Annotated in this window: 17 protein-coding genes and 4 pseudogenes; 12 read left to right on the top strand and 9 right to left on the bottom strand. The window is 71.6% G+C overall.

Going from position 1 to position 18,861, the window contains the following annotated elements:
• Positions 1-103 precede the first annotated feature (103 nt).
• A complete protein-coding gene (locus AB0N14_RS34605) occupies positions 104-865 on the top strand; it encodes an ATP-binding cassette domain-containing protein (RefSeq protein ID WP_366029659.1) in 762 nt (253 codons plus the stop codon).
• A gap of 24 nt (positions 866-889) precedes the next feature.
• Here AB0N14_RS34605 and AB0N14_RS34600 read toward each other — a convergent pair.
• A pseudogene (locus AB0N14_RS34600) lies at positions 890-1,449 on the bottom strand (PP2C family protein-serine/threonine phosphatase).
• A 1,005-nt stretch (positions 1,450-2,454) separates the two neighbouring features.
• Here AB0N14_RS34600 and pip point away from each other — a divergent pair.
• Positions 2,455-3,418, top strand: a pseudogene (gene pip / locus AB0N14_RS34595) (prolyl aminopeptidase).
• A gap of 95 nt (positions 3,419-3,513) precedes the next feature.
• Positions 3,514-4,692, top strand: coding sequence for a bifunctional class I SAM-dependent methyltransferase/NUDIX hydrolase (locus AB0N14_RS34590; RefSeq protein WP_366029658.1), 1,179 nt, complete (start codon positions 3,514-3,516; stop codon positions 4,690-4,692).
• A gap of 39 nt (positions 4,693-4,731) precedes the next feature.
• Here the strand turns inward: AB0N14_RS34590 and AB0N14_RS34585 are convergent, their stop codons facing one another.
• The 4 genes from AB0N14_RS34585 to AB0N14_RS34570 all read right to left on the bottom strand — a co-directional run bounded on the left by AB0N14_RS34585 (position 4,732) and on the right by AB0N14_RS34570 (position 7,501).
• Positions 4,732-5,526 carry a polysaccharide deacetylase family protein gene (locus tag AB0N14_RS34585; RefSeq protein WP_366029657.1) on the bottom strand — a complete coding sequence of 265 codons (795 nt, stop codon included), beginning with the start codon at positions 5,524-5,526 and terminating at the stop codon, positions 4,732-4,734.
• Positions 5,527-5,717: 191 nt separating this feature from the next.
• Positions 5,718-6,551, bottom strand: a complete 834-nt coding sequence (locus AB0N14_RS34580) for a DUF1206 domain-containing protein (protein ID WP_366029656.1) — start codon at positions 6,549-6,551, stop codon at positions 5,718-5,720.
• Positions 6,552-6,676: 125 nt separating this feature from the next.
• On the bottom strand, positions 6,677-7,024 hold the full coding sequence (locus AB0N14_RS34575) for a DUF1330 domain-containing protein (RefSeq protein WP_366029655.1): 348 nt from the start codon (positions 7,022-7,024) through the stop codon (positions 6,677-6,679).
• A gap of 147 nt (positions 7,025-7,171) precedes the next feature.
• Positions 7,172-7,501, bottom strand: coding sequence for an antibiotic biosynthesis monooxygenase (locus AB0N14_RS34570; protein ID WP_366029654.1), 330 nt, complete (start codon positions 7,499-7,501; stop codon positions 7,172-7,174).
• Positions 7,502-7,695: 194 nt separating this feature from the next.
• On the opposite strand from AB0N14_RS34570, the gene AB0N14_RS34565 reads away from it, so the two are divergent.
• Positions 7,696-8,424: a hypothetical protein gene (locus tag AB0N14_RS34565; protein ID WP_366029653.1), complete on the top strand. Its 729-nt coding sequence runs from the start codon at positions 7,696-7,698 to the stop codon at positions 8,422-8,424.
• A gap of 48 nt (positions 8,425-8,472) precedes the next feature.
• Here the strand turns inward: AB0N14_RS34565 and AB0N14_RS34560 are convergent.
• Positions 8,473-9,244: pseudogene (locus tag AB0N14_RS34560) on the bottom strand (alpha/beta hydrolase).
• Here AB0N14_RS34560 and AB0N14_RS34555 point away from each other — a divergent pair.
• Both AB0N14_RS34555 and AB0N14_RS34550 read left to right on the top strand, forming a co-directional pair.
• A complete protein-coding gene (locus AB0N14_RS34555) occupies positions 9,168-9,407 on the top strand; it encodes a hypothetical protein (RefSeq protein ID WP_366029674.1) in 240 nt (79 codons plus the stop codon). The pseudogene AB0N14_RS34560 and the gene AB0N14_RS34555 overlap by 77 nt on opposite strands.
• Positions 9,408-9,935: 528 nt before the next feature.
• Positions 9,936-10,787, top strand: coding sequence for an NmrA/HSCARG family protein (locus AB0N14_RS34550; RefSeq protein ID WP_366029652.1), 852 nt, complete (start codon positions 9,936-9,938; stop codon positions 10,785-10,787).
• A gap of 46 nt (positions 10,788-10,833) precedes the next feature.
• Here AB0N14_RS34550 and AB0N14_RS34545 read toward each other — a convergent pair whose 3' ends face one another.
• Positions 10,834-11,265, bottom strand: a complete 432-nt coding sequence (locus tag AB0N14_RS34545; protein WP_366029651.1) for a hypothetical protein — start codon at positions 11,263-11,265, stop codon at positions 10,834-10,836.
• A gap of 59 nt (positions 11,266-11,324) precedes the next feature.
• Here AB0N14_RS34545 and AB0N14_RS34540 point away from each other — a divergent pair, with 59 nt between their 5' ends.
• Both AB0N14_RS34540 and AB0N14_RS34535 read left to right on the top strand, forming a co-directional pair.
• Entirely contained in the window at positions 11,325-12,572 is a 1,248-nt protein-coding gene (locus tag AB0N14_RS34540) for a hypothetical protein (RefSeq protein WP_366029650.1), read from the top strand.
• Positions 12,569-12,853: an alpha/beta hydrolase fold domain-containing protein gene (locus AB0N14_RS34535; protein ID WP_366029649.1), complete on the top strand. Its 285-nt coding sequence runs from the start codon at positions 12,569-12,571 to the stop codon at positions 12,851-12,853. Before AB0N14_RS34540 ends, AB0N14_RS34535 begins: the two co-directional genes overlap by 4 nt.
• 50 nt (positions 12,854-12,903) lie before the next feature.
• On the opposite strand, the gene AB0N14_RS34530 is transcribed toward AB0N14_RS34535, so the two are convergent.
• The gene (locus AB0N14_RS34530; protein WP_366029648.1) at positions 12,904-13,410 is read right to left on the bottom strand and encodes a helix-turn-helix domain-containing protein; all 507 of its coding nucleotides are present in this window, start codon (positions 13,408-13,410) and stop codon (positions 12,904-12,906) included.
• Positions 13,411-13,517: 107 nt separating this feature from the next.
• On the opposite strand from AB0N14_RS34530, the pseudogene AB0N14_RS34525 reads away from it, so the two are divergent.
• Positions 13,518-14,205: pseudogene (locus tag AB0N14_RS34525) on the top strand (SDR family oxidoreductase).
• Positions 14,206-14,238: 33 nt separating this feature from the next.
• Here AB0N14_RS34525 and AB0N14_RS34520 read toward each other — a convergent pair.
• Complete coding sequence (locus AB0N14_RS34520; RefSeq protein ID WP_366029647.1) at positions 14,239-15,078, bottom strand: helix-turn-helix transcriptional regulator; 840 nt, start codon at positions 15,076-15,078, stop codon at positions 14,239-14,241.
• Between the two features lie 102 nt (positions 15,079-15,180).
• Between AB0N14_RS34520 and AB0N14_RS34515 the strand changes: the two genes are divergently transcribed.
• The 3 genes from AB0N14_RS34515 (at position 15,181) to AB0N14_RS34505 (ending at position 18,657) form a co-directional block, all read left to right on the top strand.
• Entirely contained in the window at positions 15,181-15,888 is a 708-nt protein-coding gene (locus AB0N14_RS34515; protein WP_366029646.1) for an SDR family NAD(P)-dependent oxidoreductase, read from the top strand.
• 435 nt (positions 15,889-16,323) lie between these two features.
• Complete coding sequence (locus tag AB0N14_RS34510) at positions 16,324-17,592, top strand: MFS transporter (RefSeq protein WP_366029645.1); 1,269 nt, start codon at positions 16,324-16,326, stop codon at positions 17,590-17,592.
• Between the two features lie 183 nt (positions 17,593-17,775).
• Positions 17,776-18,657, top strand: coding sequence for an LLM class F420-dependent oxidoreductase (locus AB0N14_RS34505; RefSeq protein WP_366029644.1), 882 nt, complete (start codon positions 17,776-17,778; stop codon positions 18,655-18,657).
• Positions 18,658-18,861: the final 204 nt, after the last annotated feature.

Here is an 18,861-nt window from a genome sequence, read left to right as displayed (position 1 = left end):
TCCTCTATGCCTTATTCATCCTGAAGGGACCATTGCTCGGATACCCTGGTGATCAGTCCGGCCGTACGGCGTCACCCCGCCGTACGCAGAAGGTGAGGTTCACGTGACTGAGCCGCCTCTGCTGGCGCTGCGCGGCATCTCCAAGCGGTTCGGCGCCGTCCAGGCACTCAAGGACGTCGAGCTGGAGGTCCACAGTGGGGAGGTCGTCGCCCTCCTGGGGGACAACGGGGCGGGCAAGTCCACTCTCGTCCGGATCATCGCGGGCGTCGTCCCCGCCGACCAGGGCGTCATCGAGTGGGAGGGTCAGGCCGTGCAGATCAGGACGCCCCGGGCCGCCCGGCACCTGGGTATCGCGACGGTGTACCAGAACCTGGCCCTGTGCGACGGCCTCGATGTCGCCGAGAACCTCTACCTCGGACGCGAACAGAGGCGCCCCGACGCCCTGGGTCGTCTCCTGCGGCTGATGGACAAGGGCGGCATGCGCAGGGAGGCACGCCGACAGCTGGACGCCATGGGCATCCGCGTCCCCGACATGCGCACCCCGGTCGCCTCCCTGTCGGCAGGGCAGCGGCAGACCGTCGCGATCTCCCGGGCACTGCTCGGCGAACCGAAGGCCGTCCTCCTGGACGAGCCGACCGCGTCACTCGGCGTCCAGCAGGCCGGCCACGTCCTCGACCTGGTCGACGAACTGCGCGAGCAGGGGGTCGGCGTCATCCTCATCAGCCACAACATGGGAGACGTCAAGGCCGTCGCGGACCGTGCCGCGGTGCTGCGGCTCGGCTGCAACAACGGCTTCTTCCACGTGCCGACCACCCCCCAGGACCGGATCATGTCCTCGATCATCGGCGTCACCAGCAGCCCCTGACCGGCCACCGCGACGACGCGACGGTCACCGCCGGTGCGGTCCGGTCTCCCCGTGGAGGTCAGCGGGAAGACGGTAGGCGGCGAGCGCGGCGGTGTCGTCGTCGAGGGTCGCGTCGCTGTAGGCCAGCAGATCCTGCTGCAGACGGTCTAGAAGTTCACCGGGAGGCAGAGCGGCCCACGACCGGACCCGCTCGGCCAGCGGGTAGAACGCCCCCGTACGGTCGCGCGTCTCGGTGACGCCATCGGTGTACAGCAGCAGCTGTTCGCCGGGACGGAACGGGCTCACCTCCACGTGGTAGTCGTCCCCGACCAGAACGCCGAGGTTGATGGGCGGTGAGGGATCGGCAGAGTCCAGCTCCGTGACCTCGTTCGGGCCGATGAGCAGGGGAGGGGATGGCCGCAGTTGACGATGCGGACCACGGGTTCGTGATCGGGGACCTCGGCGAACACCGCGGTGACGAAGCGTTCCGCAGCATCGCTGCCCGCGAGCTCCGTGGCCCTGCGGGTCATGCTCCTCTCGACCCGGCGCGCCACCCCGGCCAGGTCGGGTTCGTCGTGGGCGGCCTCACGGAAGGCGCCGAGCATCGTGGCGGCCGTCTCCACCGCCACCTTGCCCCGGACGTCACCGATGAGGAGGCGGACTCCGTAGGCTGTGGGCACCGCCTCGTACAGATCACCACCGATCCGCGCCTCCGCGGCGGCGGACAGGTACAACGTCTCGATCGACACCTGCCCGAGGCGCCGGGGCACTGGGCGCAACAGCACACGCTGTGCGGTCTCGGCCACGGACCGAACGGTGGCGAGGGTACGCTCCCGACGCGTCCGGCTCGCGGCCATGATCGTGCCCAGGACCCCGACCGGCACGGTGGAGATGTACGAGGCCACGTAGTGGCGCTCCCACAGGTACCCCACGGCGCGGCCCGCGCAGCACGGGGTGCCGGCCAGCAGAGCCTCGAACCCGACGGCGAACACCGTGATGGCGGCGACGGCGGCGGGACCGTGGGCGTAGGCGGCGACCACGGGGAGGGCGATCAGCAGGAAGCTCACCGGCCACTGCACCGGAGTGACAGGCTCGAGCACCAGGACTCCCGCGACGTAGATCGCCGGCAGCCAGCGCAGCCACACAGGCGGACGCGGCACCTGCAGGCCGGTGCTGCTGAGCCGCGGCGCCCGGCGGCTTTCGGCCTCCCGGCGCGCCGACCACCTCATGGCATGCTCCCGCCGGCACGGAACAGGGATGGCGGGCATCCCGCGCAACCGGGCCGGCGCACGAGGGCGCCTCCCAGGACCGGACGGCAGCCCGGGCGGATCCCTTCACACGGCCTGTTCACGGGAACTCCTGCAGAGCCTGATCAAGACCACCGGCTCGGTGCGGCTCGACAGAGCGATCCGACGACTGCTCGGACAGGGGGCATACCCGGATCTTCAGTGCAATCCTAGACGTTGTGATCCGCGCGAGGGATCCCGAGCCGCACCCCACACAACGGCCGGCAGACGGAAACCGCTGGGCGCGGACCGCCCGGTCGCGGTGCCCCAAAGGCGCGCGAAAAGGGGGAGCGACGGCGCCGTCGCAGGCCTTACGGTGCTGCGATGCGGCTGTATCCGGAGATCGAACCGTACGACCACGGCATGCTCGACGTCGGTGACGGCAACCGCGTCTACTGGGAGGTCTGCGGGAACCCGCGCGGCAAGCCCGCGGTCATGCTGCACGGTGGTCCCGGCTCGGGATGCGGGACGGGATACCGGCGGTACTGCGATCCGGCGGCGTACCGCATCGTGCTGCTCGACCAGCGCGGCTGCGGCCGTTCCACCCCGCACGCGAGCGCGTACGACACCGACATGAGCGTGAACACGACGGCCCACCTCATCGCCGACCTGGAGCGGCTGCGGCAGCACCTGGGAATCGAACGATGGCTCGTCTGGGGCGTGTCGTGGGGCTCGGTGCTCGGGCTCCGCTACGCGCAGACGCACCCGCAGGCGGTGTCGGAACTGGTCCTGACCGCGGTCGCGACGGGCTCGAACCGGGAAGTGGCCCTGCTCACCAGGGGACTCGGGCGGTTCTTCCCGGACGCTTTCCAGCGCTTCCTGGCCGCGCTGCCCGACGAGGACCGGCAGGGAGACCTCGCGGCGGCCTGCAACCGGCTGATCGAGTCACCGGGACCCCGAGGTACGGTCCCGCGCGGCGCGGGCATGGACCGACTGGGAGACGGCGACGATCCCGGCGCCACCGCGATCGGTCGAGCGCTACGAGGACCCCGTGTTCCGCATGGGCTTCGCCCGGACGGTCACCCACTACTGGGGCAACGACCACTTCCTGGGCGACGGCAACGACGAGGGCGTCATCCTGCGCGACGCCCCCCTCCTGAAAGGCATTCCCGGCACCCTGGTCCAGGGCAGCCTGGACTTCGGCAATCTGCTCGGCACGGTATGGCGGCTCCACCACGCCTGGCCGGACAGCGAGCTGATCCTGGTGGACGACGTGGGACACACGACGGGGGCACCCGGCATGGTGGACGCGCTGGTAGCGGCGACGGACGCCTACGCACACCACTGAACGTGCCGCGCGCCGCCCCCGGTCGAGGCCCAGCCCACTCCGCTGTTACCCCCTGCCCTCTGACGCCGGCCCGCGCGCCGGGAAAGGACGGCACCGTGGACGCCGAACCGACGAACTCGGCAGCCTGGACGACCTACGGGGCCCACCATCTGGCCAGGGGCACGCATGTGCCCGAAGTGGACCGCCTCGCCTGGGGTTTCTGGCCGAGCGGTCCCGGAGCGGAGATCCTCGGCGTTCTGCGCGGCCGACGCGTCGCGGACCTCGGGTCGGGCCTGGGCAAGCACGCCGCGCACCTGGTCCGGGCCCACGGGGCGGTCGTCGACGCTGTCGAGGCCTCTCCCACCCAGCACCAGCGGGCAACCGCCCGCTACGGCCGGTTGCCGGGGCTGAACCTGATCCTGGCCGACGCCGTCGACCACCTGCGGCAGGCGGAGCCGTACGACGTCATCTACTCGATCCACGGCTTCGCCTACGTCGAACCGCGGCGAATGCTGCCCGCCGTCGCGGCCGCGCTCGCTCCGGGCGGCCGTCTGGTGTTCTCCGTACTGCACACCAACTCCCACGGCCACCGACCCTCGAGCACCCTCACCCCCCGCCCGGAAGTCCTTCCGCTGGCCGGCGGCGGCCGGCTCACCGTGCAGATGTGGGTGCTCACCCCTGCGGTGTGGCAGGGCCTCCTGGAGGAGCACGGCCTGATCGTCGAGCGGGTGGACATCCTGCACGCGCCGCCCACGGACGGCAATCCGGTGTCCTGCAGCGTGTTCCACGCACGCCGGCGCACCCGGGTCACCAGCCGGCCCCGCACCAGCACCCCGCCCCCGCCGAACACGGCCCTCGGGGTGGGAGCGATCCTTCACTCGCCCCACGGCGTTCTGCTGGGCCGGCACCGGCGACGCACCTGGGAACTGCCCGGCGGAACCGTGGAGTCGGGTGAATCCCTGACCCGGACCGTCGTCCGCGAGGTGAGGGAGGAGACCGGCTGCACGGTGCGGGAGGAGGACGTCGTACTGCTCGGCATGCTCCTGGACGACGTCGGGGGTGTGGTCAGGGCGACCGTCGCCGCCGTGGTCACCGCCTGGGACGGCGAACCCGCGGATCAGCCTCGGGAGCCGGTCGGCGACTGGCGATGGTGGCCGCTCGACCGTCTCCCGAACGGCCTGTTCGTCCCGAGCGCACAGTGCCTCACCGCGTGGCGCCCCGAGCTGCCGATCGACCATCCGCCCGCCCGCTTCCACCCACTGGCCTCCAACGGCACGCCGTCAAGGGGAGGTTGAGAGGCCGCCGACTCGGATTTCCCGTTCCGTAGGCGGTGTTCAGCGGACGGGAAAGCCGAAGGAGTACCCCTGCTGCTTGAGCCACGGCAGGAGCTGGCGCAGGGCGGCCACGGTCTGGGAGCGGTCCCCGCCCGCGTCGTGGAAGAGGAGGGTCGGACCGTTGTGGATCTCGCTCTTGACGGTGGCCACGATGGCGGCGGTGCCGGGACGCTCGAAGTCCTTGGAGTCGACGTTCCAGCCCAGTGGCCGCATTCCGTGGGATGCGGCGAGGTGGCGGCTGTAGGGCGTGAAGGCGCCGCCCGGGGCCCGGTAGTACTGCGGCCGAACGCCCCCCGACGCCTGGGTGATCGAGCGTTCGGCGTCCAGGATCTGCTGCGACTGGTAGGCCTCGGACTTGGTGTTCATGGTGGTGTCGTGGGAGACCGTGTGGTCACACAACCGGTGCCCGGCCGCCACCACCGCCTTGACCAGGTCCGGGTGCGCCTGGGCCTGCGTGCCCACCATGCAGAACGTGGCCTTCACGCCGTTGTCCCGCAGCACCTCGAGCACCTGCGGCGTCCACACGGGATCCGGCCCGTCGTCGATGGTGATGTTGACCCCGTGGGCGCCCTGGTCGGAGGCGTGGACGATGTCCGCGGACACCGGCGCACCCGCGGCGCCCCGCCCCGGGGCGTTCGGCGCGGAGGGGCGCACCAGGACGTTCGTTCGCGCGCCGGGTTCCTCGGCGGAGCCGGCCTGCGCGGTCCACACCGAAGTGGCGGTCGCCACCGCCGTCACACCGACCGCCGCCGCGAGCACCCGCCCGTACCATCCCCGTCCGCCACGCCGCGCCATGTCCGCCCCGTTCCTCGTCGTCTCTGTGGTCACGTGCACCCATCAGGACGGAGGAAGAATGGTGCAGGATCCGTCTGTTACCGATCTCGGACAATTCCGCGGGCATTCCACGACACAGCGGCGGCGACCCTCAGGCCGCGGATCCAACTGCCTTGTCTCCACGGCGACTCCACGGCAAGGAGAGCCGACGCTCAGACCCTGCGCCAGCGCGCCAGCGCGAAGGAGAAGAGGCCGAACAGTACGACCCCGGCGGCCACGAGCACCAGCAGCCACGGACCGAACGGGGTCTCGGCGAACGACCGCAGTGTGTCGTCGAGCCCCTTGGCCCGGTCGGGGCGGTAATCGGCCGCGGCGCGGAGCGCGAAGGCGCCCGCCGCGGCGAACACCAGGCCGCGCGCAGCGCCTCCGCCCACGCCGGCGATGTCCACCAGTCGCCTCAGGCCCGGGGACATCTCGCCGAGCCTGAGATCCTTGTGGTACTTGCGCCGGACGGCCCGGACCCCGATCCAGACCCCCGCCACGACGATGCCGACCGCGACGGCGCCCACGATCCACTGACCGGCGGGCACCCCCAGAGCCCTGGCCGTGACGTCCCTGGACTGCTCGTCGCTGGATGAGCCACCCGTGCCGGAACCGGTCGCGAACGACAGCACCGAGTAGGCGACGAACGCATAGAACACGCACCGGGCCAGCGCCAGCAGCCGTTTCCTCACCTTGCGGCCGTCCGGCCCGACGGCGCCGAACACCGCCTCGGACAACCGCCACACGGCCATGCCGGCGACCCCGATGCCCAGCGCCCACAGCAGTACGGCACCGAACGGCTCTTGCGCGATCTCGGCGAGCGCACCGCTGCGGTCGGCCTGTCGGCTGCCGTCGCCGAACGCGATCCGCAGTGCCAGCACGCCGACCAGCACGTAGATCACTCCCCGGGCGGTCAGCCCCGCCCGGGCAGCGGCCTGCGTCAGTGAGCCGACCTCGCCCCCGGCCCGCATCCGACGGGTATGGGCCATGGCACTCGTGTTCATCTCGACCTCCCCGAATCCGTGTGCCCCCGCACCGCGTTGACACACCGGGCCGGCACTCGTGTCGGGGAGGAGCGGCGGGTGCGGAGGGGAGGTGACGGCTGATCGCAGGCACCTCCGTTCCCTGTTCAGGGGGTGCGCATGGCTTCCCGCATCGTCCGTGCGGTGCCGGCGGGGTCGTAGGTGTCGCGGACACCGTCGACCAGGATGATGTCGCCGTCGATGTGCCGGGAGCGCAGCGGTGCGATCTCCTGGTACGCGGGGGAGTCCCACCAGGCCCGGGCCTCGGCGAGGCCGGGGAAGCTGATGACGACCACGTGTCCGGGCCAGCTGCCCTCCTTCACCTCGTGCTGTGTGGCGTGCACGAGGAACCGGCCGCCGTAGGGGGCGAAGGTGGCGGTGATGCGCTCGATGTACTCGGCGATCTCCGGGTGCGGGGCGGCTTCCTGCAGGTGGGCTATGGCGTAGGCGGTCATGGCGTCCTTCCGGTCGGCCGGGCTCCGTACGCCGACGATCGTGGCATGCGCTCCGTTCCGGGTCGATGACCTCAGAGGTAAGCGGCCCTGGCCGGCGGCGTGTGCCCGCCGTCCAGGGCCGGTGACCACTTTGCCGCCGGTGCCGGCCTACGCGCTCTTGGGCGCCGCCTGCTGTACGACCTCGAAGGACCACAGCGTGGACCCGCTCGCCGCCGGCCTGGGGCGTTCGCCCCCTGCCGCGTCACCGCCCTGGTGGGCCGCCTTCATGGGGCCCTCCATCCAGGCCTGGAACGACTCCTCGTCCCGCCACCGGGTGTAAACGAGGTAGTTGTCGGTGCCGTCGACCGGCCTGAGGAGTTCGAACCACTCGAACCCGTCGGAACTCTCCACGGCGTGGGCCCGGGAGGCGAAGCGCTTCTCCAGCGTCTCCCGCTGCTCGGCGGGGACGGTCAGTACGTTGATCTTGACTACGCTCATGGTCCCATCCTGCCGCAGGCCGGCCGGCGGACGCGGAGCGGCTCGTCCACTCAAGCGGAGCGGCTCGTCCGCTCACGCGGACGGTTGGTGGCACGCCGCGCGCCCAAGGCGCGCAGGTCCGCTATCGGGGCTTGTCCTAGCGCATGGCGGGGTGCCCCTGATCGGTCTCGTCGCCGTGAGGTCACACTGGGGTCGTGAACGAAGAGTCAAGGGCCCTGCACGAGCGACTCGCCCGGTTGGAGGAACTGCTCACCGCGGCCCGCCAGGACCCGGCCTGGCGCCGGCCCACTCGTGACGAGTCGCGCTGGGCCGTCAGCGCGGCGGTGCTCGCCGCGGTCGCCCTGCAGCTCCTGCTCCCCGAGAGGCTGGCCTTCCGGCCGGTGTGGCTCCTGCCCACACTGGAGCTGCTCTTGCTGGTCGTGCTGCTGTGGGCCTTCAGGATCAGTACGAGACGGGCGGCCTCGCTGCTGCGCGCGGGCGGGCTGACGCTGGCCGCCCTCGTCAGCGTCGCCAACGGCTGGTCGGCGGCGCTGCTGGTCCGGGGGCTGGTGCGCGGTACCGAGGGCAGTGATGCCGGGGCGCTGCTGATGACGGGGGCGGGCATCTGGCTGACCAACGTCATTGTTTTCGCTCTGTGGTACTGGGAGTGGGACAGGGGTGGGCCGGCGGCCCGGGCCGCCGGCCACCGCGACTACCCGGACTTCCTCTTCCCCCAGATGCAGAGCGGGGAGTTGGCGCCGCCGGACTGGGAACCGGAGTTCGCCGACTACCTCTATGTCTCCTTCACCAACGCGACCGCCTTCAGCCCCACCGACACCATGCCGCTGTCCCGCTGGGCCAAGCTGCTGATGGCGTCGCAGGCATCGATCTCGTTGCTCACCGTGGCGCTGGTGGTGGCACGGGCGGTGAACATCCTCAGGTGAAGCGGCGTCCTGGCCGGGGAGACGGTAAGAGAGCGATGAGCGATGCGCTCAGCGTGTCGAGCGGACCGCGCTCAGGATCAGCTCGGTGACGGGGCTCGGGTCGCTCACGGCGACCGCGTGCGGTGCGCGGACCCTGATCGTGTGGGCGCCGGCCCGATCGGCCATCCACCGTTCGGCCGCCGGCGGGATGTTGCGGTCCTCGGTGGCCACGAGGTACCAGCTGGGGATCTTCTTCCAGGCGGCGGCGGTGGCCTTCTCCTGGAGCGCGGCAAGGGCGATGGGACGCTGCCCCACGGCCATCACCTGAGCGGTCGTGACCGGCACACCGGCCGCGAACTGCTCCCGGATGAGCTTCTTCTTGATGACCAGTTCCTCACCCTGTCCGCCTCCGGGCAGCGGGTAGTACTGGGCCGATGTGGCCTGCGCCAGAGTGCTGCCGGGATACCTGTCGGTGAGCTCCAGCGCGCTCTCTCCGATCTCCGGCACGAAGGCGGCTATGTAGACCAGCGCCTCGACCCGGGCGGCCGGCCGCGGCGAGGCTGATGACCGATCCGCCGTATGACTGGCCCACCAGGACGATCGGGCCCGGAACGCTGTCCAGAACACTGCCGATGTAGGCGGCGTCGCTCGTCAGCCCGCGCAGCGGCAGTGCCGGTGCCAGGACGTGGTGGCCCCGCCGCTGCAGCCGTTCGACGACGGCGTTCCAGCTGGAGGCGTCGGCGAACGCGCCATGGATCAGGACGATGGTGGGTCTGCCCTCGTGCGGGTGCGGACGGGTCGGCCCGTCGGCCGCCGCCGACGGGGCCGAGAAGGCGGGCACGGCGCTGCTCAGAGCGGCCGCGCCGGCCAGGAGGCAGACGGTGACGGTACGGCGGGAGATCGGTGCGTTCATCCTTCACTTCCTCGGGTGGTGGCAGGAGTTCGTCCCCGGGCGGGCGGACGCGCGCGTGAGCGGTGCCGGCCAGGGGGAGTCAGACGGGTGAGACCCGTGGCCGAGGGGCGGCCGGGATGCCGGTAAGCCCTACCGAGCGGTGGCCCGGACCGCCTCGACGATGAACTCGGCGACACGCCGGGGATGGGCGAGCATCACCAGGTGCGAGGAGTCGACCTCGAGACGGGGTCACGAGAGGGGCCGGGGACGGCCGGTGTCTCGTACCGGGAATGCCGCCGCAGGGGACCCTTCGATGGTTCCGGGCCGGCGGAGAGCCGCCGGCGCCAACGAAAAGGTAGGGACGAACGGCACGGGCGTTTTGCCTGTCCGTGCACGGAGTCTGACCTGTCCCCGCCTGCCGGGCCCGGACGCCCACCTCGTCGCCGTCCGCGGTATCAGGATGTACGTGGCCGATGCCGCGCCACGTCCCCAGCAGGACCGAAGTTCCGCATCGCCTGCCCCACCGGGCGCTGGGCCGAGGTACGGCGCGGGCTGCGCGTGTCGTGCGGGGCGGATGGATACCGTGGGGTTCCTGGCCAGTGATCAACTGCCGAGTGTTTCCCCGAGAAGGGAGTTCCCGATGGTCGACGAGCCGATCCTGGTGCTTGCCGCGACCGGTGGCCAGGGCGGGGCGGTGACCGAGGCCCTGCTCGCCCGAGGGGCCGGGGTCCGGGCACTGGTGCGGGATCCCGCGCGCAGCACCGCGCGGGAACTGGCCGACCAGGGCGCCGAAGTGGTGGCGGGGTCCCTGAGCGACCGTGCGTCACTCGCCGCGGCCATGCGCGGGGTGGCCGCGGTGTTCGCGTTCACCACTCCCTTCGAGGCCGGTCCGGAGGCCGAGGTGGCCCAGGGGCGGGCGATCCTGGCCGCCGCGCACGAGCAGCGCGTGCCGCATCTCGTGTTCAGCTCGGTGGCCGGGGCGGACCAGGAGAGCGGGGTGCCGCACTTCGACAGCAAGGCGCGCATCGAGGCCGAGCTGGTTTCGGGCGATGTGCCCTACACGATCCTCGGGCCGACATACTTCTACGACAACGCGCTGGGCGGAGCCGAGCGGATCCTCGGCGGGGCGCTCGATCTGCCGCTGCCGTCCGACCGGCCGTTGCAGCAGCTCGACCGCGCCGACCTCGGTGCCTTCGCGGCCGCGGTGCTGCTGAACCCCGGCCCGTACGCAGGGCACCGCATCGAGCTGGCCAGTGACGCCCCGACGCCCGCCGACATGGCGGCCGCGCTCGGTACGGTCGTGGGACGCGAAGTCCGCCATGTGCGGGTACCGCTGGCGGCGGTGGGCGATCCGGACATGCACGCGATGTGGACGTTCCTGAACGGGCCCGGCTATCAGGTCGACATCCCCGCGCTGCACGACGCCCATCCCGGCATCTCCTGGACCGGTTTCACCGACTGGGCGCGCCGCACGTTCGCGGGCGTCCGCTGAGGACAGCCCTCACGCTCGCAGATCACGAAGTATGCCGTGATGTCTTTCATGGTTGAATGACCGCCCGATGCCCGGACCGGGACACACGGGCCAGGTACCGGAGCGGGTCCGGAGGGCGGGGGAGCGGCAGGGGCGTCGCGGTGGTGAAGAGGGCGGGGTAACCGAGGTCATGAGCGGTGCGGGCATGGCCGGGGACCGTGCGGCCGAACCGGTCCTGGCCGGACGGGACACCCATGTCGTGGTCATCCGCGCGGCCCTCGTGGACATCGCCTCCACCGGGACGTCGGTGCTCCTGCGCGGTGATCCCGACATGGGGAAGACCGCGCTGCTGAAGGTGGCCGGGGCCGAGGCCCGTCGCGCCGGTCTGCGCGTCCTGCGGATGACCGGTGCCGAAGCGGAGTCCGGCCTGCCGTTCGCCGCCCTGCACCAGGTGCTCTGGCCGCTGCTCGGCGACGCGCAGTCTCTCGCGGAGGAGCAACGCGACGCACTGGAACGGGCGTTGGTCGTACGCGAGGGCGCACCTCCCGAGGGTTCACGGTGGCGGGCGCCGCCCTCTTCCTGCTCGCCCACGCCGCCGCCCGCCGACCCGTCGTCGTACTCCTGGACGACCTGCAGTGGGCCGACCCGTCCAGCGCCGCCGTGTTGGGGTACATCCAGCGGAATCTGGCTCCCCTGCCCGTCGTCGTCATCGGGGCGAGGCGGCACCTGACGGCCGTGGCCCGGCGGGATCCTGTCGCGGCCCGGGAAGAAGGGAACGACACCGAGGGGCTGCCGGGCCGGGTGCTCGACCTGGAGCCACTGGACGAGCGGCAGGCCGAACTGTTGCTGAGCACCCTCCACCCGCACCTGCCCGACCAGGCGCGCCGCCGGGTGCTGCGCGCCGCGGGAGGCAACCCGCTCGCGCTGCACGAACTTCCGGTGCAGATGCGGACGGTGGCAGCGGCCGGCCCCGCCCACCTGGCAGACCCACGGGCAACCGGCGTCACCGAGCTGTTCGACGAGCTGCCTGTGGGCGAGCGCCTCGGGCGCCTGTACGAGGACAGGGTGCGCGCCCTGCCGGACGGCACCCGGCGTCTGCTGCTGGTGGTGGCACTGGGCGGCTCGTTCGCGCAGCGCGTCCGCGTGCTGCGCGACCTGGCGGACCGGGCGGCGGGAACGTCCTGGACGGAGGTCCGGGACCAGATGCACGCCTCCGGCCTGGCCCACGCCGACCCGGCGTCGGACCACGTGGCCTTCCACCATCCGCTGGTGCGTGCCTGCCTGGTGCACCTCGCCTCGCCGGCCGAACGCCGGGCTGCCCACCGCCTGCTCGCGGACGCCCTCCCCGTGCGGAGCCCGCGGCGGATCATTCACCTGGCGGCCGCCGCCATCGGCAGCGACGGCGAGCTGGCCGCGCTGGTGCACGCGGAAGCCGACACCATGGCCGCCCAGGGCGGACCCGCCGAGGCGGCGGGAATGATGGCGCGCGCGGCACGTCTCAGCCCGGACACGGCGAGCCGGACGGCGCGCCTCGTCGCCGCCGCGGCTGTGGCGGCACGGGACGGACGGCTGCGCCTGGCGGCGGAACTCGTCGCCGAGGCCGAGACCGAGGCCCGCCCGGGAAGGCCCGAACCCGCCGACCTGTACGCCTTCGCCGTCGCCTGCACCCGGCTCCAGCTGGACGCCGACCCGGCACCGGCGATCGAACTGCTTCCCGAGGTCCTGGACCGCCCGGCCGCACCGGTGGCCGACGCCTCGTGCAGCAGCCGGCGCGGGTCGTCCACTTCCTGGGGCGCGCCGCCATGAGCGGTTACTGGGAGCATTACGCGCCGGACCCGGAGACCCGGACCCAGGACATCGTCTCGCCGCTGCGCGCACCGACTCGCCGTCTGCGGGGCCTGCCGCCCGCGCTCGTCCTCACCGCCGAGGCCGATGTGCTGCGCGACGAAGGCGAGGCGTACGCGGCGCGACTGAGGGAAGCGGACGTCCCGGTCGTGTCGGTCCGCTATCAGGCACGGTCCACGGCTTCGCCCTGTTCGACCTGCTCCGCGGTACGCACGCGTCCAGAGCGGCCCGCATCCAGGTGACGGACACCCTGCACGCCGCCCTGCACGCGTCCTGAGCGTGCCGCCCGCCCTCACCCGGCGTACTGGTCGTCGCGTTGTTCGGGCGTGCGGATCAGGCCGGGGCCGGCGTCGAGGACCGAGTCCTCGAACGTCACCTCATGCCCGTCCTCGCACTGCAGGACCGCGTGCACGGCGGCGCCGCACTCCTTGTGGCGTACGACCACCGGGGGCCCCTGTTCACCCGCCGCCCAGGTGTCGCCCCACTGGCGCAGCGCCACCAGCACGGGCAGGAAGTCGCGTCCGTTCTCGGTGAGTTGATAGGCGAACCGGGTCCGCTGGCCGGGTTCTTGGTAGGGGACGCGCTCCAGCAGCCCGGCGGCGGTCAGTTCCTTCAGGCGCGCCGAGGTGGCGGGCTCGCCGATGCCCACACGCCGTGCGAAGTCGTCGAACCGGCGTGTGCCGAAGAACGCCTCTCGCATGATCAGCAGCGCCGTCCTGGTGCCGACGATCTCCAGGGCGCGGGCGATGGAGCAGTTCGCCATCGACCAGGCGTCGCGTGCCGTCAGCAGATCGCTCATGTCTCACCATCTCGCCTGACTTGCGTCCAGCTTAGTCAGGAGATAGCGCACAGCTAACTTCTGCAAACGTTAGTCAGCCGCAGGGCGTCCGCGCCTTGGGAGGAATCATGGACATCGGCGGTGCAACCGCTCTGGTCACCGGAGCCAACCGCGGGCTCGGCAGGGCCCTCGCACAGGAGCTGGTCGCGCGCGGTGCGACCGTCTACGCCGCGGCCCGGCAGCCGGACCAGGTCGATCTGCCCGGCGTGAAGGCGATCCGGCTCGATATCACCGACCCCGCCTCCGTCGCCGCGGCGGCCGAGCAGGCCCGCGACGTCACCGTGCTGGTCAACAACGCAGGCACCTCGACCGGCGCTGATCTGCTCACCGGCAGCTGGGACGCCGTCCGTCTGGAGACGGAGACCCACTACCTGGGCACCCTGCGCATGACCCGGGCCTTCGCCCCGGTCATCGAGGCCCGGGGCGGCGGGTCGATCCTCAACATCCTGTCCGTCCTGTCGTGGATCAACCTGCCCACCGTCGGCGCCTACTCCGCAGCCAAGGCGGCGGAGTGGAGCATGACCAACGCCCTGCGCCAGCAACTCGCACCGAAGGGCATCACCGTCGCAGGACTGCACGTCGGCTACATGGACACCGACATGGCCCGCGATGTGACCACACCCCCGGCGGACGTCGCGCGCGGCCGTGGACGGCATCGCCACCGGCGCTCACGAGATCGTCGTCGACGACCTCAGCCGCCAGGTGCAGGCGGGCCTCGCAGGCGGCGTCGCAGCTCTCTACCCGCAGCTCGACTGACACACGGGGAGAGGACGACGCCGCCCAGGACCGCTATCCGGCGAGTGTCTGCGTGCCCAGCACGGTGAGCAGCGCCAGGCGCTCGGCGTCCTCGGTGCCCGGCTCGGCCGTGTAGACCATGATGCGCAGATCGCTGCCCGCCACGGTGAGCACGTCGCAGTCCAGCGTCAGGGCGCCCACGTGCGGATGGTCGATGATCTTGCGTGCGGCCTCGTGGCGGCCGACGGCTCCGGAGTCCCACAGCTCGGCGAACCGGTCGCTGCTCGTCCGCAGATCCCCGATCAGCCGTCGCAGCCGCTGGTCGGCCGGATAGCGGGCGGTGGCCGCGCGCAGATCGGCCACCAGTGCCGCCTCGAAGGCGCGCAGCGACTCCGGGGTGTGCCGGGCCCGGCCGCCCGGGCCGACGAAGTGCCGCCACACGCTGTTGCGCTCGTTGCCCCGCCAACCGGACGGGTCGCCCATCAGGGCCGCGTACGGCGGATTGGCCATGAGCAGCGTCCAGGTCGCGTCATACACGGCGACGGGCGTCCCGGTGAAGCGGTCCACCATCCGCTGGACGCTCGGGGTCAGGTACGTGGGGACCGTGTCCGGGCCGGGCGGAACCAGTCCCGCGAGACGGAAGAGGTGGGCTCGCTCGTCGCCCGACAGCCGCAGCGCCCGGGCGAGGGCGTCGACGACCTGCGTCGACGGGTTGGAGGCGCGGCCCTGTTCGAGGCGCGTGACGTAGTCGACGGAGATGCCGGCCAGCATGGCCAGCTCCTCACGGCGCAGCCCCGCCGCACGCCGCTGCCCGCCCGTGGGCAGCCCCGCCGCCTCGGGCGAGACCCGGTCGCGCCAGCGGCGCACCGCCCTGCCGAATTCCGCCGTCGCCATGCCGACCAGTGTGCCCCCGTGCCGCCCGGTGTGCCTGGTACCAGCAGTCCCAGGAACACGGGACGCCTGGCTGACCGCGCCGCCCGCCCGGAACCTGGGGGCATGACGACAACACTGATCACCGGGGCCAACAAGGGCCTCGGACACGAGACCGCCCGACGGCTGCTCGCCGCCGGCCACACCGTCTACATCGGCAGCCGTGACGCCGACCGCGGACGCCGCGCCGCCGAGCGGCTGGGCGCGCGGACGGTCCTCATCGACGTCACCGACGACGCGTCCGTCGCGGCCGCCGCCAAGGCCATCGAGGCCGAAGGCGGCCTGGACGTGCTGGTCAACAACGCCGGCATCGAGGCGCGCGGCGAAGGCAACACGGTCATCGACGCCGCAGGAGCCACCGCCGACCTGGTGCGGCCCGTGTTCGAGACCAACGTCTTCGGCCTCGTGCGCGTCACCCATGCGTTCCTGCCACTGCTGGAGCGGTCCACCGCGCCGGTCGTGGTCAACGTCAGCAGCGGCCTGGGCTCGCTCACCCGCGTCGCCACCCCGGGCACGCCGGCGTACGCCTACCCCGGTGTCGCCTATCCGGCGTCGAAGGCCGCGGTCAACATGATCACCGTGCAGTACGCAAAGGCCTTCCCGAACATGCGGATCAACGCGGTGGAGCCCGGCTACACCGCGACGGACCTGAACGGCAACACGGGCACGCAGACCGTCGAGGAGGGCGCCGAGATCATCGTCCGGATGGCACAGGTCGGGCCCGACGGCCCCACCGGAGGGTACTTCGACGCTGCTGGACCTCTTCCCTGGTGAGTGCGCGTCACCTTGCCGGTGCCCTGGAGACGGCTGACTCCCGGGCACCGGCCGCGCAGAACTCCTCGACCCGCCGCACGAACGCGGCGATAGCGGCGTCGGCACCCGCCGGACTCGGTGCCACCCACGTCCCGAACGTCACGGCACGCTTGACCGCGGCACTCGCCGCGTGCCGGCCCTGACGGATCGGATCGTTCGGACATCGTCGAACTCCCGGTCGTGACCCGCGACCGTACCCGTGAACCCGTGGTGAGGGAGTTCTTGAGCATTGCGTCGGGTGCCCGGCAGGAGACGCGAAGACGGCCGCACCCGCCCCCGACGACAGACGGCGGCCGTGCCACCTTTGTGCAATCGTGGCCGGTGCTTTGCTGCCCTACCGTTGTCATGCTCTGCCGCTCGTGCCTAGCCTCACCTGCGGACTGCGGGAGGGTCGTCATGCTGAAGACCGTCAGAGACCAGGCAGCGGGGCTCACCAAGGACCAGCGCCATGCCTTCGTCGCCGCCTATCTGGGCTGGGCGATGGATGCCTTCGACTACTTCCTGGTGGTTCTCGTCTACAGCGAGATAGCCAAGGATTTCGACGTCTCCCTCACCGACATGGCGTTCCTCACCACCGTCACCCTGGTGATGCGCCCGGTCGGTGCCGCGCTGTTCGGTATGTGGGCCGATCGTCGCGGTCGCCGCATCCCGCTCATGACCGATGTCGTCTTCTACTCGGTCGTCGGTTTCGCCTGCGCCTTCGCGCCGAACTACACCGTTCTGCTGGTGCTGCGCCTGTTGTACGGCATCGGAATGGGCGGCGAGTGGGGTCTGGGCGCGGCTCTGGCCATGGAGAAGATCCCGGCGGCACGGCGCGGTTTCTGGTCGGGCCTGCTGCAGAGCGGGTACTCCCTGGGCTACCTGCTCGCCGCCGTCGCGTTCTTCGTCATCGAGCCCGCCTTCGGCTGGCGGGGACTGTTCGCCTTCAGCCTGCTGCCCGCCCTGGTCGCGCTGTGGGTGCGTACCAGGGTCGAGGAGAGCGAGGTGTGGGAGAAGAGCGTCCGGCTCAACCGCACCCCCGCGTACCAGGTGTTCAAGAACCCGGCGGTGCTGCGGCGCTTCCTGTACCTGGTGGCGCTGATGACCGCGTTCAACTGGATGTCGCACGGCACCCAGGACATCTACCCGACCTTCGTCAAGAAGGGTCTGGGCCTGTCCGCGAACACCTCGATCGCCATCGCCGTGGTCTACAACATCGGCGCCATCCTCGGTGGTGTGCTGCTCGGCGCATACTCCGAGCGGCTGGGCCGCCGCCGTACGATCATGATCGCGGCGACCGGCGGCCTGCTCGTCGTGCCGTTCTTCGTGCTGTCCACCAGCGTCGGTTGGCTGATGCTGTCCTCCTTCCTGATGCAGGTGTGCGTGCAGGGAGCCTGGGGCGTCATCCCGGCGCACCTGACCGAGATGAGCCCGGACTCCATCCGGGGCTTCTACCCGGGCGTCACCTACCAACTCGGCAACCTGATCGCCGCCCTCAACCTGCCGATCCAGGAGGCCCTCGCCGGGCGCCACGGCTATCCGGCGGCGATGGCATGGACCATCCTGCCGACCCTGGCCGTGGTCATCCTGCTGAGCGCGGTCGGCAAGGAAGCCAAGGGCATCCGGTTCGGCACCACCGGCGCGCAGGCCCCGGCCGATGCGGCGGCCGACGCCGCGCAGCCCTGACGCGCAGGCGCACGCGCACGGCGCCGAGCGCGCGCCGCCGTCGCCGCCGGTCGCGCCGCGGAGTCACCGAAGGCGCCCGCGCACGGCCTTCCGACACGCCCGACGGCCTTGACCTCGAGAACACTCGAAGATCTAGTGTCGTCAGGGTCGAGGACGTGCGGGTGACTGTGAACGGAGACGGACATGCACGTGGGCGTGCACATCAACCGGTTCGACCACCCCGAGGGCGGCGGCGCGCTGCGCGACGAGCTGGCCGCCGCAGGCGCCGCGGCGGAGGCGGCAGGCGTGAGCTGGCTGTCGGTCATGGACCACTACTTCCAGATGGAGTTCAACGGCGGGGCCGAGGCGCCCATGCTGGAGGCCTACACCACGCTCGGATACCTGGCCGCCCGGACCTCCACGGTGCGGCTCGGCGCCCTGGTCACCGGAGTGACGTACCGTCATCCCGGACTCCTCGCCAAGATCGCCACGACCCTTGACGTGCTGTCCGGCGGCCGGGTCACGCTGGGCATCGGGGCTGCCTGGTACGACCGCGAGCACCATGGCCTGGGCGTGCCGTACCCGCCGCTGGCGGAACGCTTCGAGCGGCTTGAGGAAACCCTGCGAATCTGCCTGCAGATGTGGGATCCGGAGAACAACGGGCCGTTCGAGGGCCGGTACTACCAGCTGGCCGAGACGCTGTGCGTGCCGCCGCCGGTGAGCTCCCCGCGCCCGGAGATCCTGGTCGGCGGCGGGGGCGAGAAGAAGACGCTGCGGCTCGTCGCCCGCTACGCGGACGCCTGCAACCTGTTCGCCACGAGCCCGGAGGAGGTCGCGCACAAGCTCGACGTGCTGCGCCGCCACTGCGACGACGCCGGCCGCGACTACGACACCGTCCGCAAGACGGTGACGTACTCGGGAGAGCCGGCCACCGCCGGCGACGTGGACGGCTTCACCAGCGACATCTCCGGCTACACCAAGCTCGGCGTCGACACGGTGATCCTCGCGCCCCGCACGGGCACCACATCGCCGTGGATGGAGACCTTCGTGGCTCCCGCCGTGCGACGGCTGGCCGAGCTGGACTGAGGCGCCGGCGGACGTCGGCAGCCGTACGAACCCGGGGTGCTGGGCCGTACGCGTTCCGGTCGTGAGACCAGCGGGACTCGACCGGGCAACGCACGGCACCGGTGGACCCCGGACGAAGGGGCGGGACGGCGTGTGACCTCCCCAGGAACACGCCGCCCCGACCACCTGCGCCTGGGCGGCTACCCCCGCTGGTCTCGTTCATTC

This window comes from Streptomyces sp. NPDC051104 (assembly GCF_040682835.1).
In the GTDB taxonomy this organism is placed as follows: Bacteria; Actinomycetota; Actinomycetes; order Streptomycetales; family Streptomycetaceae; genus Streptomyces; species Streptomyces cynarae.
Note: the sequence above shows the minus strand (reverse complement) of the source record. Positions and strands in the feature narration are given on the sequence as shown.

Coding starts and splice junctions, on each gene's coding strand:
- AB0N14_RS34535 (WP_366029649.1), top strand. CDS start 12,569: ATGAGCGGTTACTGGGAGCATTACGCGCCGGACCCGGAGACCCGGACC.
- AB0N14_RS34580 (WP_366029656.1), bottom strand. CDS start 6,551: ATGAACACGAGTGCCATGGCCCATACCCGTCGGATGCGGGCCGGGGGC.
- AB0N14_RS34515 (WP_366029646.1), top strand. CDS start 15,181: ATGACGACAACACTGATCACCGGGGCCAACAAGGGCCTCGGACACGAG.
- AB0N14_RS34585 (WP_366029657.1), bottom strand. CDS start 5,526: ATGGCGCGGCGTGGCGGACGGGGATGGTACGGGCGGGTGCTCGCGGCG.
- AB0N14_RS34550 (WP_366029652.1), top strand. CDS start 9,936: ATGGTCGACGAGCCGATCCTGGTGCTTGCCGCGACCGGTGGCCAGGGC.
- AB0N14_RS34530 (WP_366029648.1), bottom strand. CDS start 13,410: ATGAGCGATCTGCTGACGGCACGCGACGCCTGGTCGATGGCGAACTGC.
- AB0N14_RS34575 (WP_366029655.1), bottom strand. CDS start 7,024: ATGACCGCCTACGCCATAGCCCACCTGCAGGAAGCCGCCCCGCACCCG.
- AB0N14_RS34510 (WP_366029645.1), top strand. CDS start 16,324: ATGCTGAAGACCGTCAGAGACCAGGCAGCGGGGCTCACCAAGGACCAG.
- AB0N14_RS34505 (WP_366029644.1), top strand. CDS start 17,776: ATGCACGTGGGCGTGCACATCAACCGGTTCGACCACCCCGAGGGCGGC.
- AB0N14_RS34570 (WP_366029654.1), bottom strand. CDS start 7,501: ATGAGCGTAGTCAAGATCAACGTACTGACCGTCCCCGCCGAGCAGCGG.
- AB0N14_RS34555 (WP_366029674.1), top strand. CDS start 9,168: ATGGTGGGTCTGCCCTCGTGCGGGTGCGGACGGGTCGGCCCGTCGGCC.
- AB0N14_RS34520 (WP_366029647.1), bottom strand. CDS start 15,078: ATGGCGACGGCGGAATTCGGCAGGGCGGTGCGCCGCTGGCGCGACCGG.